10 protein-coding genes are annotated in these 13008 nt (G+C 70.1%); 5 read left to right on the top strand and 5 right to left on the bottom strand.

Annotated elements, in window-relative coordinates; genetic code table 11:
* Positions 1-135 precede the first annotated feature (135 nt).
* Positions 136-495: a YciI family protein gene (locus OH804_RS17450; RefSeq protein WP_196922123.1), complete on the top strand. Its 360-nt coding sequence runs from the start codon at positions 136-138 to the stop codon at positions 493-495.
* A 12-nt stretch (positions 496-507) separates the two neighbouring features.
* Here OH804_RS17450 and OH804_RS17455 read toward each other — a convergent pair whose 3' ends face one another.
* Positions 508-900, bottom strand: a complete 393-nt coding sequence (locus OH804_RS17455; protein WP_406058148.1) for a cytidine deaminase family protein — start codon at positions 898-900, stop codon at positions 508-510.
* Positions 901-1043: 143 nt separating this feature from the next.
* On the opposite strand from OH804_RS17455, the gene hrpA reads away from it, so the two are divergent.
* Complete coding sequence (gene hrpA / locus OH804_RS17460) at positions 1044-5108, top strand: ATP-dependent RNA helicase HrpA (RefSeq protein ID WP_406058150.1); 4065 nt, start codon at positions 1044-1046, stop codon at positions 5106-5108.
* Positions 5109-5148: 40 nt separating this feature from the next.
* Here the strand turns inward: hrpA and rfbB are convergent, their stop codons facing one another.
* Both rfbB and OH804_RS17470 read right to left on the bottom strand, forming a co-directional pair.
* Positions 5149-6189, bottom strand: coding sequence for a dTDP-glucose 4,6-dehydratase (gene rfbB, locus OH804_RS17465; RefSeq protein ID WP_196922120.1), 1041 nt, complete (start codon positions 6187-6189; stop codon positions 5149-5151).
* 253 nt (positions 6190-6442) lie between these two features.
* Positions 6443-7372: a LysR family transcriptional regulator gene (locus OH804_RS17470; RefSeq protein ID WP_196922119.1), complete on the bottom strand. Its 930-nt coding sequence runs from the start codon at positions 7370-7372 to the stop codon at positions 6443-6445.
* Between the two features lie 35 nt (positions 7373-7407).
* Between OH804_RS17470 and OH804_RS17475 the strand changes: the two genes are divergently transcribed.
* Genes OH804_RS17475 through OH804_RS17485 form a run of 3 tightly spaced genes read left to right on the top strand, consistent with a single transcriptional unit; the run spans position 7408 to position 10839 of the window.
* Complete coding sequence (locus OH804_RS17475; RefSeq protein WP_196922118.1) at positions 7408-8139, top strand: succinate dehydrogenase cytochrome b subunit; 732 nt, start codon at positions 7408-7410, stop codon at positions 8137-8139.
* A gap of 1 nt (position 8140) precedes the next feature.
* Positions 8141-10078, top strand: coding sequence for a fumarate reductase/succinate dehydrogenase flavoprotein subunit (locus OH804_RS17480; protein ID WP_406058153.1), 1938 nt, complete (start codon positions 8141-8143; stop codon positions 10076-10078).
* On the top strand, positions 10075-10839 hold the full coding sequence (locus OH804_RS17485; protein ID WP_091401529.1) for a succinate dehydrogenase/fumarate reductase iron-sulfur subunit: 765 nt from the start codon (positions 10075-10077) through the stop codon (positions 10837-10839). The genes OH804_RS17480 and OH804_RS17485 overlap by 4 nt, the downstream gene beginning before the upstream one ends.
* Before the next feature lie 188 nt (positions 10840-11027).
* Here the strand turns inward: OH804_RS17485 and OH804_RS17490 are convergent, their stop codons facing one another.
* Both OH804_RS17490 and OH804_RS17495 read right to left on the bottom strand, forming a co-directional pair.
* On the bottom strand, positions 11028-12068 hold the full coding sequence (locus OH804_RS17490; RefSeq protein ID WP_406058155.1) for a hypothetical protein: 1041 nt from the start codon (positions 12066-12068) through the stop codon (positions 11028-11030).
* Positions 12069-12094: 26 nt separating this feature from the next.
* The gene (locus tag OH804_RS17495; RefSeq protein WP_307788645.1) at positions 12095-12991 is read right to left on the bottom strand and encodes an RNA polymerase sigma-70 factor; all 897 of its coding nucleotides are present in this window, start codon (positions 12989-12991) and stop codon (positions 12095-12097) included.
* Positions 12992-13008: the final 17 nt, after the last annotated feature.

Here is a 13008-nt window from a genome sequence, read left to right on the forward strand (position 1 = left end):
CCTGCACGTTCATGCTTAGGTTCGCCTTACCTTAGCTGCTCAGTTGAGGGTCACCTAACTGGCGCTCATCGATCCGCGACAGGCTGAGCAGGGCAGACGCCCGCGCGAAGGGCGCGGCGCACCTAGGGTTGGCTCATGCGATTCGACCAGCACACGGTCGTCCTGCTGACCCGACCGTCGGATCCGCCGGAGCTGCCGCAGGACGCGATCGACCGGTTGCAGGACGCGCACCTGGCCCACCAGGCGGGCCTCGTGCAGCAGGGGCTGGTGCTCGCGGCCGGGCCGTTCCTGCACCCCGACGACGAGCAGCTGCGGGGCTTCGTGGTGCTGTCCATCGCCCCGGACGAGGCACGCGCGCTCTTCGCCAACGACCCCGCCGTGCGGGCCGGTCGCCTGGTCGCGCGGGTCACATCGTGGCTGCTTCCGGAGGGCAACCTGCGGTTCGAGAGCGTGCCGGTGCCGCAGTCGATGCTGGAGGCGGCCTCCGGGGACTGACGCCGTGCCCGGTCAGCCGGCCGAGCCGCTCCCGGTATCCGCCGGCAACTCCCCGAGCGGGACCACCCGCAGGGCGTCCATCGGGCCGACGATCACCAGCAGTTCCGGGAAGTGGTCCCGCAGCACCTGCCGGCACCGGTCACAGGGCGCGACGACCTCGCGGCCGCGGTCGGCGACCGTGACGATCGTCTCCAACGCCGTGACGCCCTGGGTGGCGGCCGTGCCGATCAGGACCAGCTCGGCGCAGGCCCCGCCGGTGGCGTGCTGGACGTTCACACCGGTGAAGACCCGCCCGTCCGCGGTCCGGGCCGCCGACGCGACAGTGTGGTGCTGGCTGCGGCAGCGCAGCTTGGAGACCGCGGTGGCGGCCTGCACCAACGCGCGGTCGGTGTCGCGCATCTCCATCCGGCTCCCCCAGCGCTCGACGTCGGCCGCCAACTCTAGGGCCCGCTCCTGGCCGTCCAGGGACGGGAGGTGGCCTCCGGAGAGCCGGCCGCTCGGTAACCCAGGGGCGGTGCGCCGCCGGGCTGCCTATCCTTGGGCACGACATGCAGAATCCAACCGCCTCCGTCGCGTCCGATCCCGTTCGCGAGCTGCACCGCCGCCTCACACCTCTGATGTTCCGCGACCAGCGCCGGCTCCAGCGGCGACTGGACGGTGCCCGCAAGCTGCGCGATCCGCAGCGTCGGGAGGCGGCGCTGACCGAGATCACCGCTGACCTGGTCCGGGCCGAGCAGCGGCTCGCCGCTCGCCAGGCGGCGGTGCCGGTGATCACGTACCCGGTGGGTCTGCCGGTCAGTGAGCGCAAGGACGACATCGCCGCCGCCATCCGCGATCACCAGGTGGTGATCGTGGCGGGCGAGACCGGCTCCGGCAAGACCACCCAGATTCCCAAGATCTGTCTGGAGTTGGGGCGCGGGGTGCACGGCCTGATCGGGCACACCCAGCCCCGGCGGTTGGCCGCCCGGACGGTGGCCGACCGGATCGCCGACGAGCTGGGCACCGAACTGGGCGACGTGGTCGGCTACAAGGTGCGCTTCACCGACCAGGTCAGCGAGCGCAGCCTGGTGAAGCTGATGACCGACGGCATCCTGCTGGCCGAGTTGCAGACCGACCGGATGCTGCGCCAGTACGACACGCTGATCATCGACGAGGCGCACGAACGCAGCCTCAACATCGACTTCATCCTCGGGTACCTGCGGGAGCTGCTGCCCCGCCGACCCGACCTCAAGGTGATCATCACCTCGGCGACCATCGAGACCGACCGGTTCGCCCGGCACTTCGCCGGCCCACCCACCGCCGACGAGCCCGACGGCGTGCCCGCGCCGGTGGTCGAGGTGTCGGGGCGTACCTACCCGGTGGAGGTGCGCTACCGGCCGCTCGTCGAGCTGGCCGAGGGCGAGGAGGACGGCGACGGCGACGACGAGAACGTCCGCGACCAGATCCAGGCGATCGGCGACGCCGTCGAGGAGCTGGCCGCCGAGGGCCCCGGCGACATCCTGGTCTTCCTCAGCGGTGAGCGGGAGATCCGGGACACCGCCGACGCGCTGGGCAAGCTGGTGCAGACGAAGCGTTCGCTGCTCGGCACCGAGATCCTGCCGCTGTACGCGCGGCTGTCCTCCGCCGAGCAGCACCGGGTGTTCGCCGCGCACTCCTCGCGCCGGGTGGTGCTCGCCACCAACGTCGCGGAGACCTCGCTGACAGTGCCCGGGATCAAGTACGTGGTGGACCCGGGCACCGCCCGCATCTCCCGCTACTCCAGTCGGCTCAAGGTGCAGCGGCTGCCGATCGAGCCGGTCTCCCAGGCCTCGGCCAACCAGCGCAAGGGCCGCTGCGGTCGTACGTCGGACGGCATCTGCATCCGCCTCTACGACGAGCAGGACTTCCTGTCCCGACCCGAGTTCACCGACCCGGAGATCCTGCGGACCAACCTGGCGTCGGTCATCCTCCAGATGACCGCGATCGGGCTCGGCGACCTCGCCGCGTTCCCGTTCATCGACCCACCGGACAAGCGCAACATCACCGACGGCGTGAACCTGCTGCACGAGCTGGGCGCGTTGGACCCGACCGAGGCCGACCCGGCGAAGCGGCTCACCGCGCTCGGCCGGCGGCTGGCCCAGTTGCCGGTCGACCCGCGGCTGGCCCGGATGGTGGTCGAGGGCGAACGCAACGGTTGCGCCACCGAGGTGCTGGTGATCGCCGCCGCGCTCTCCATCCAGGACCCACGGGAGCGGCCGGCGGAGAAGCAGGCCCAGGCGGACCAGGCGCACGCCCGGTTCGCCGACAAGGAGTCGGACTTCGTCGCCTACCTCAACCTGTGGCGTTACCTGCGCGAGCAGCAGCGGGAGCTGTCCTCCAGCGCGTTCCGCCGGATGTGCAAGGCGGAGTACCTGAACTACCTGCGGATCCGCGAGTGGCAGGACATCGTCAGCCAACTGCGGCAGGTGCTGCGTACCCCGCAGGAGGGTGACCGACGGGGTGGGCGGCCGGCGCGCGACACAGCGGACGACGCGGACGCCGGCCGGGGTCGTCGGGGTGGCGCGGACCTGCCGGAGGAGATCGACACCCCGAAGGTGCACCAGTCGCTGCTGCCCGGCCTGCTGTCACACATCGGCCTCAAGGACGCCCAGAAACACGAGTACCTGGGGGCGCGGGGCGCGAAGTTCGGGATCTTCCCCGGGTCGGCGTTGTTCAAGAAGCCGCCGCGTTGGGTGATGGCCGCCGAGCTGGTGGAGACCTCCCGGCTGTGGGGGCGCATCGCGGGCCGGGTCGAGCCGGAGTGGGTCGAACCGCTGGCGCAGCACCTGGTCAAGCGCAGCTACAGCGAACCGCACTGGGAGAAGAAGCAGGCCGCGGTGATGGCCTACGAGAAGGTCACCCTGTACGGCGTCCCGCTGGTCAGCTCCCGCACTGTCAACTTCGGCCGGATCGACCCGACGCTGAGCCGGGAGCTGTTCATCCGACACGCCCTCGTCGAGGGCGACTGGCAGACCCACCACCAGTTCTGGGCGGACAACAAGCGGCTGCTCGCCGAGATCGAGGAGCTGGAGAGCAGGGCCCGACGCCGGGACATCCTGGTCGACGACGAGACCATCTTCGGCTTCTACGACCAGCGGATCCCGGCCGACGTGTCCTCCGGCCGGCACTTCGACAGCTGGTGGAAGAAGACCCGTCGCGAGCAACCCGACCTGCTCACCTTCACCCGGGACCTGCTGATCAATGACGGCCGACCGGGGGTGGACGAGGACGACTACCCGGACGAGTGGCAGGCCGACGGGGTGAGCCTTCCGCTGACCTACCGGTTCGAGCCGGGCACGCCGGACGACGGCGTCACCGTCGACATCCCGCTGCCGCTGCTCAACCAGGTGCCGGCGGAGACCTTCGACTGGCAGGTGCCGGGGTTGCGCGAGGAGACGGTGATCGCGCTGATCCGCTCGCTGCCCAAGGCGATCCGCCGCAACTTCGTCCCGGTGCCGGACTACGCCCGGGCCGCCCTGGCGGCGATCACCCCCGGCGCGGAGTCGCTGCTGGACGCGCTCACCCGGCAGCTGCGCCGGATGACCGGGGTGACAGTGCCCCGCGACGCCTGGGAGCCGGGCAAGCTCCCGGCGCACCTGCGGGTGACCTTCCGGGTCCTCGGCGACGACGAGAAACCGGTCGCCGAGGGCAAGGACCTGCCGGCCCTGCAACGCCAGCTCCGCCAGGAGGTACGCCAGGTGGTGGCGGCCGCCGCACCGGAGGTGGCCCGCACCGGGTTGCGCGAGTGGAGCGTCGGCACCCTGCCCCGGACCATCGAACAGGTCCGCGCCGGTTACGCGGTCACCGCGTACCCGGCGCTCGTCGACGAGGGCGCCACTGTCGGGGTGAAGGTGTTCGACTCCCCCGCAGAGGCAGAGGCGGCGCACTGGGCCGGCACCCGCCGGCTGCTGCGGCTCACCGTGCCGTCACCGGCGCGGTTCCTCCAGGGGCGGCTGGACAACGAGGCGAAGCTGGCGCTGAGCCGCAACCCGCACGGCGGCGTGCAGGAGCTGATCGAGGACGCGGCGGGCGCCGCCATCGACCGGCTGATCGGTGTGGCCGGCGGGCCGGCGTGGGACGCCGACGGTTTCGCGGCCCTGCGCGAGAAGGTCCGCGCCGACCTGGTCGACACGGTGGTCGAGGTGATGGACCGCGTCCGCAAGGTCCTCGCCGCCGCGTACGCCGTCGAGCAGCGACTCGGTGCGACCCGCAACCTCGCCGTGGTGGCGGCGCTGGCCGACATCCGCAGCCAGCTCGCCGGGCTGGTGCACGCCGGTTTCATCACCGAGACCGGGTACGCCCGGCTGCCCGACCTGCTGCGCTACCTCACCGCCATCGAGCGTCGGCTGGAGCGGCTGGGCGGCAACCCGCAGCGGGACCGCCAGCAGCAGGACCGGATCGCTGTGGTGCAGAAGGAGTACGCCGACCTGCTCGCCAACCTGCCGCCGGCCCGTCGCCAGGAGACGGCCGTCCGGCAGATCCGCTGGATGATCGAGGAGCTGCGGGTGAACGTCTTCGCCCAGGCGTTGGGCACCCCGTACCCCGTCTCCGAGCAGCGGATCTACCGGGCGATGGACGACGCCGAGGGCCGCTGACCCGGCCCGGCCACGTCGGCCGGGCCGGGTCGCGGGCCAGTCAGCGTGCCTGGACGGACAGCGCCCGGCTGGCTGGAACGCCGCGCACCGAGCTGGTCAGCGCCGCACTGCGGGGCTCCGTGGCGGTGGGCGTCCACCAGGCGCGGTTCTCCCGGTACCAGTGGAAGACCTCGGTCAGCCCGTCCTCGAACCGGATCTGCGGCTCGAAGCCGAGTTCCTCGGAGATCTTGCGGAAGTCCAGCGAGTAACGCTGGTCCTGCACCTTGCGGTCGGGCACGTGCCGGACACGGTCCCAGCCCGCGCCGGCCAGCCGCAGGATCCGCTCGGTGAGCGCACGGTTGGTCAGCTCAAGGTCGCCGCCGATGTTGTAGACCTCGCCGGCGCGGCCCTTGGCCAGCACCAGCGCGATGGCCCGACAGTGGTCGTCGACGTGCAGCCACTCGCGCACCGCGCTGCCGTCGCCGTGCAGGGTGATGTCCTGACCGGTGAGCAGGCTGGTGACGAAGCGCGGGATGACCTTCTCCACATGCTGGTACGGCCCGTAGTTGTTGGCGCAGCGGGTGATCGAGACGTCCACGTCGTACGTGCGCCAGTAGGAGCGGACCACGTGGTCGCTGGCCGCCTTGGAGGCCGCGTACGGGGAGTTGGGTTCCAGCACGCAGGACTCGTTCCAGGAGCCCTCGTTGATCGAGCCGTACACCTCGTCGGTGGAGACGTGCACGACCCGGCTGACACCGCCACGCGCGCAGGCGGACATCAGGTGGTGCGACCCCATCACGTTGGTCTCGAAGAACGGCGCCGGATCGTCGATGGACCGGTCGACGTGCGACTCGGCGGCGAAGTGCACGACCGCGTCATGCCCTGGCACGAGGTCGGCGAGCAGCTGCCGGTCGCAGATGTCCCCACGGACGAACGTCAGGCGGGGGTGCGCGGCCGGCAGGTTGGCCCGATCACTGGCGTAGGTCAGCTTGTCGATCACCGTGACGTCGCAGTCTTCGAACCCGACGTAGCGTCCGCCGAGCAGACTGCGCGCGAAATGCGACCCGATGAAGCCAGCGCCGCCGGTAACCAGGATCCTCATGTCTAGCCTCCCTGCCGGCGAAATGCCCGCCGGTGAGCTGTTACGAGATGAATGAGTAATTTGACCCGTGCAAGGCTCCACTTTAAGTGACCTGGTCGGACATTGAGTCCTATATCCCGAGCTTAAGGTCGATTTAACCCAGCAAGGACGAACGGGATGATCAACGCGGAACGGTCGGCTGGGCGATACGAACCATTCAGCCGACGGCCGCCGGGGCACATCGGTGGTGAGGCCAACCCGACACCCACCCCCCTCAACGAGGCTCGACCCCGGGAGGCAGCTTCGCTTCGTCAATCGCGGACTGCACGTAGTCGAGCAGGATGCGCCGGAGCTCCCGACCGGCGTGGGTGGGTACGACGTCGCGCCGGCGGGCCACCGCGATGGTCCGCCGCACCCCGGGCGGGGCGAGCGGGGTGATCCGCACGCCCGGCCGGCGGGCCAGCACGATGCCGGGCACGAGCGCGATGCCGAGCCCCGCCTCGACGAAGCTGAGCACCGCGTCCATCTCGCCGCCGTCCACCGCGAAGGTCGGTTCGAAGCCCGCCTCCCGGCACGCCTGGATGGTCGCGTCGCGCAGGTCGTACCCCTCCCGGAACATCACCATGGGCTGGTCCCGCAGGTCGGTGATGCGCAGCTCCCCGGTCGCCGACGCGGTCGCCACCTCGCCCACCGAGGCCACCACCAGGCTCTCGCGCAGGATGGGGTCGACCCGCAGCCCCGGGTCGGCCCCCTGCGCCGGCATGATGATCAGAGCCAGGTCGAGGTCGCCGCGTAGGAGGTCGCGGACCAGGTCCTGGGAGCCGCCCTCCTCGACGCGCAGGTCGATGGTGGGGTGCGCGTCGCGGAACCGGCGCAGCACCGGCGGGGCGAGCGAGGTGGCCAGACTGGGGGTGGCCCCGAGCCGGACCCGGCCCCGGCGCAGCCCGACCAACTCCTGGACCTCCCGGGTCGCGGTCTCCACGTCGGCGAGGATCCGGGTGGCCAACGGCAGCAGCACCTCACCCGCCGCGGTGAGCGCGATGTTGCCCCTTACCCGCTCGAACAGCGGCGCTCCGAGGTCGGCCTCCAGAGCGTGAATTTGCTTACTGAGAGAAGGCTGAGTGATGCCCACGATGTCGGCGGCTTGGGTGAAATGTCGTACTTCGGCCACCGCGACGAAGTACCGGAGCTGATGGAGCTGCATCTAAATAGCCTACGGCTATCAACACTGCGAGTTTGATGCATTGGACGACTGATCGAAGTGCTCCTAGCGTCGGTCCTGTGGTAATCACGAAAACTCGGTCGCCCATCCGCTCGAACGTCGGCCTCAAGGCCGTCATGGCGGTGACGGGCATCCTGCTGGCGCTGTTCCTCATCGCCCACATGCTCGGGAACCTGAAGGTGTTCACGGGGGAGACCTCGTTCGACCACTACGCGCACTGGCTGCGCGACATCGGCAAGCCACTGCTGCCTGGCGTCTGGTTCCTGTGGATCCTGCGCACCGTGCTGGTCGTGGCGGTCGTCGCCCACATCGTGGCCGCCACCGTGCTGGCCCGGCGGGCCCGCGCCGCCCGCCCGGTCAAGTACGCCCACCGCAAGAAGGTCAACGGCAGCTACGCGGCCCGCACGATGCGCTGGGGTGGCGTGATCATCCTGCTCTTCGTGATCTACCACCTGCTGGACCTGACCACCGGCACGCTGAACCCGGTCGGCGACGCCAGCAAGCCGTACGGCAACGTCGTCGCCGACTTCGCCCCGGAACGCTGGTACGTCACGCTCTTCTACACGCTGGCCATCCTCGCGGTGGGCTTCCACCTGCGCCACGGCGCGTTCAGCGCGTTCCGCAGCCTCGGCCAGCAGACGCCCCGCGGCGAGCGCAGGGCGCGTACCGCGGCTCTGGTCTTCGCCGTGCTGCTCTGCGCCGGGTACCTGGTGGTCCCGTTCGCCGTACTCACCGGATTGGTGTCCTGACATGGAACTCTTCACCGAGGGCGACCCGATCGCCGACACCAAGGCTCCCGACGGCCCGGTCGAGAAGCGTTGGGAGACCCGGCGCTTCGAGGCCAAGCTGGTCAACCCCGCGAACCGCCGCAAGATGACGGTCATCGTGGTCGGCACCGGCCTGGCCGGCGGCTCCGCCGCCGCGACCCTGGCCGAGCAGGGCTACCACGTCAAGTCCTACTGCTACCAGGACAGCCCGCGCCGGGCGCACTCCATCGCGGCACAGGGCGGCATCAACGCGGCGAAGAACTACCGCAACGACGGCGACTCCGTGCACCGGCTCTTCTACGACACCGTCAAGGGCGGCGACTTCCGCTCCCGCGAGTCGAACGTGCACCGGCTCGCCGAGGTGTCGGTCAACATCATCGACCAGTGCGTCGCCCAGGGAGTGCCGTTCGCCCGCGAGTACGGCGGCCTGCTGGACACCCGCTCCTTCGGCGGCGCCCAGGTGCAGCGCACCTTCTACGCCCGGGGCCAGACGGGCCAGCAGCTGCTGCTCGGCGCGTACCAGGCCCTCGAACGGCAGATCGGCCTGGGCAACGTGGAGATGAACGCCCGGCACGAGATGCTGGAGCTGGTTCTCGTCGACGGCAAGGCCCGGGGCATCGTGGTCCGGGACCTGGTCACCGGCGAGATCAGCACCGAGATGGCCGACGCCGTGGTGCTCGCCTCCGGCGGCTACGGCAACGTCTTCTACCTCTCCACCAACGCCAAGGGCTGCAACGTCACCGCCACCTGGCGCGCGCACCGCAAGGGCGCGTACTTCGCCAACCCGTGCTACACGCAGATCCACCCGACCTGCATCCCGGTCTCCGGCGACCACCAGTCGAAGCTGACCCTGATGAGCGAGTCGCTGCGCAACGACGGCCGGGTCTGGGTGCCGAAGACCAAGGGCGACGACCGCAGCCCGAAGGACATCCCGGAAGACGAGCGGGACTACTACCTGGAGCGGATCTACCCCTCCTTCGGCAACCTGGTCCCCCGCGACATCGCCTCCCGCGCCGCGAAGAACGTGTGCGACGAGGGCCGGGGCGTCGGGCCGACCAAGCTCGGCGTCTACCTCGACTTCGCCGACGCGATCGGGCGGCTGGGCCGCAAGGCCATCGAGGCCAAGTACGGCAACCTCTTCGAGATGTACGAGCGGATCACCGGCGAGGACCCGTACGAGGTGCCGATGCGCATCTACCCCGCCGTGCACTACACGATGGGAGGCCTGTGGGTCGACTACGACCTCCAGTCGAACATCCCCGGCCTGTTCGTGATCGGTGAGGCGAACTTCTCCGACCACGGCGCGAACCGGCTCGGCGCCTCGGCGCTGATGCAGGGCCTCGCCGACGGCTACTTCGTGCTGCCCACCACCATCGCCAACTACCTGGCCTCCGGTCCGCTGGAGAAGGTCGACGCCAGCCACCCGGCGGCCGTCGAGGCACGCACCGACGTCGAGGACCGCGTCCAGCGGCTGCTCGCGGTGAACGGCGACCGGACCGTGGACTCGTTCCACCGGGAACTGGGCCAGATCATGTGGGAGCACTGCGGCATGGAGCGCAGCGAGGCCGGGCTGCGCAAGGCGATCGACGAGATCCGCGCCCTGCGCGAGCAGTTCTGGCAGCGGGTCAAGGTGTCCGGCACCGGCGAGGAACTCAACCAGTCGCTGGAGAAGGCCGGCCGGGTGGCCGACTTCTTCGAACTGGCCGAGCTGATGTGCATCGACGCCCTGCACCGCGAGGAGTCCTGCGGCGGCCACTTCCGGGCCGAGCACCAGACCCCCGACGGTGAGGCGCAGCGCGACGACGACCGGTTCGCGTACGTGGCGGCCTGGGAGTTCACCGCCGACGGCGAGCCCTCGGTGCTGCACAAGGAAGACCTGAAGTTCGAATACGTCCACCCCACGCAGCGGAGCTACAAGTGAACCTGACCCTGCGCATCTGGCGCCAGAAGGGCCCTGAGGACAAGGGTCGGATGGTGACCTACCCGGTCGACGACGTGTCCCCGGACATGTCGTTCCTGGAGATGCTCGACGTGCTCAACGAACGGCTGATCCTCGCGGGCGAGGACCCGGTGGCGTTCGACCACGACTGCCGCGAGGGCATCTGCGGCATGTGCGGCCTGATGATCAACGGCGACGCGCACGGGCCGCAGCGCGGCACCACCGCGTGCCAGCTGCACATGCGGCAGTTCAAGGACGGCGAGACCATCGACATCGAGCCGTGGCGGGCCAGCGCCTTCCCGGTCGTCAAGGACCTGGTCGTCAACCGGAGCGCCTTCGACAAGATCATCGCTGCTGGCGGCTACGTCACAGCGCCCACCGGCAGCGCGCCCGAAGCCCACTCCACCCCGGTCGCCAAGGCCAACGCCGACGCCGCCTTCGAGTCGGCCGCCTGCATCGGCTGCGGCGCCTGCGTGGCAGCCTGCCCGAACGGCTCCGGCATGCTCTTCACCGCCGCCAAGCTCACCCAGCTCTCGCTCCTGCCACAGGGCCAGCCGGAGCGCTACACCCGGGTGATCGGCATGGTCGACGCGCACGACGAGGCCGGCTTCGGCGGCTGCACCAACGCCGGCGAATGCACCCCGGCCTGCCCGAAGGGCATCCCGCTGAACACCATCGGCCGGCTCAACCGCGACTACCTCGCGGCCACCGCCAAGGGAGCCAACAACACCCCCGGTTCCTGACGTCCACCGGCACCACGCCAGACCGCCGTATCCCTTCCTGGGTACGGCGGTCTGGCGTTCGGCGGTCGGCGTATGGCTGGGCGGTTGCGGTCCGAGCCGGCACCCAGATGAGTGCGTCCGATCGTGACAGTCGGGAGTGCTGGACAGCGGCGGCGCAACCTCGATGCGAGTGACGCCGCCGCTGCACCTCACACGGTCGCCTGTGCGGCCGGCTGAGCGGTGGTCACTGGTTCGGCTGCCGGGCGTTGCCGGCGCAGGCTGCCTGCGAGGCACAGCAGTATGCCGAGCGTTAGCCACGTGGCGAGGACGATGATCGAATGGGTGGCGCCGCGGCCGTCGAAGAAGGCGGTGGATCGCAGCAGCCAACCTCCCGCGCCGGGCGGTAGCAGTTGGCCGAGCATGCCGGACCAGCCGGGCAGCATTTCGGGCGCGGTCGCGGTGCCCGACAAGGGATTGCCAATGAGCATCATCGTGGCCGCGCCCAGGCCGAGCCCGGCGTATCCGAGCACGGACTCCAGCCCGAGGATGCTCAGGGAGGTGGCCGCGACGGTCAGGGCGACCGCGCCGGTGTTCGCCCAGTAGGAGCCGGTCAGGGAGCCGAGCCAGAACTGCAGTATGGCCGACACGGCCAGGCCGCCGGTGACGGCGAAGGCGAGCGCTCCGATGACCCGACGGGTGGTGCCAAGGACAAGTCTGGTCAGCAGAAGTGCGGCGAGCAGACCGCCCATGACGAGGGGCAGCCCGCCGGCGGCCAGCCCGGCACCACGCGGGTCGTCGGGCGGCAGCGGGACGAGGTCACGGACGGTGGCCTCCGTGCCGGCGCCCTGGAACTGCGGCTGGCTGAGCGCGGTGGCGATGCTGTTGAGGGTCTGGGCGACGGCCGCGCTGGCGGCGGTGGCGTGGATGACCTGTGGGGTGCCGGAGCTGACGTCGATCGCCCCGTACACGTCGCGGTCGCGGATGAGCTGGTCGGCGGCGGCGGTGTCGGCGACCTCGGTGATCTCGAACGCGTCGGGAAGGCGCTCGTCGAGGGCGGCGCTGATCTGTCCGACCGCAGGTGCCGGCCCGGCGACGGCGATCGGCACGTCGTGCACCGATGAACGTATCGAGGGCCAGGCGAAGGCGGTCAGCAGCACGCTTACGGCCACCGTGAGCAGGGCGACGGCCCGGGCCACCGCGGTCCAGGGCGACGGCGATGCGTCGGTTGCCGGCTTGGCCTGAACGGCCATGTTTCCTCCTCCGAATCGGGCGGTGTTCATCGCAGGGTGAGCGGGGTTGCAGACTCGACGCGGGTGAGCTTTTCCGGATTGCGGACGTAGTAGAGACCGGTGATGCCGGCGTCCTCGACGCGGACGGCGAGGATGCCGTCGAGCTGGCCGTCCAGGCGCAGCACGAGTGATGGGTTGCCGTTGACCACGGTGGGCTCGGCGGTGAGGATGCTGTCCACCTTGGCGATGCCGGTGACGAACATGCGGGCCACCTTGTCGGCGCCGATGACCGGCCGCAACGCAGCCTGTTTGATGCCACCGCCGTCGGCCACCAGGACCACGTCTGGGGCGAGCACGTCGAGCAGGCCTCGCAGGTCCCCGGTTTCGATCGCGTGCCGCAGCGAGTCCAGTGCCGCCCGGGTCAAACTCGCAGGAACCACCTGGCGTGGGCGGCGGGCGTCGACGTGCTGGCGGGCGCGGTATGCGATCTGGCGGACCGCCGAAGGGCTCTTGTCGAGGGCTGCCGCGATCTCGTCGTAACTGACGTCGAAGACTTCACGTAGGACGAACACGGCACGTTCGGTCGGTGCCAACGTTTCGAGGACGAGCATGAGCGCCATCGACATGTTCTCCGCGAGCTCGACGTCGTCAGCCACGTCCGGTGCGGTGAGCAGCGGCTCCGGCAGCCAGGAGCCGACGTACGCCTCCTTGCGACGCTGCATCGTACGCAGCCGGTTGAGCGACTGCCGGGTGGTGACCCGGACCAGGTAGGCCCGCTGGTCGTTCACCCGCGCCAGGTCCACTTTGACCCAGCGCAGCCAGGTCTCCTGAAGGACGTCTTCGGCGTCGGCCGCCGATCCGAGCATCTCGTAGGCGACGGTGAACAGCAGGTTCCGGTGGGCCACGAAGGTTTCAGTGGCAGGGTCGGCTGGCGGCGTATTCACTGCAATACCTTCCATTT

Source organism: Micromonospora sp. NBC_00860 (assembly GCF_045207375.1).
Taxonomy (GTDB): domain Bacteria; phylum Actinomycetota; class Actinomycetes; order Mycobacteriales; family Micromonosporaceae; genus Micromonospora; species Micromonospora vinacea.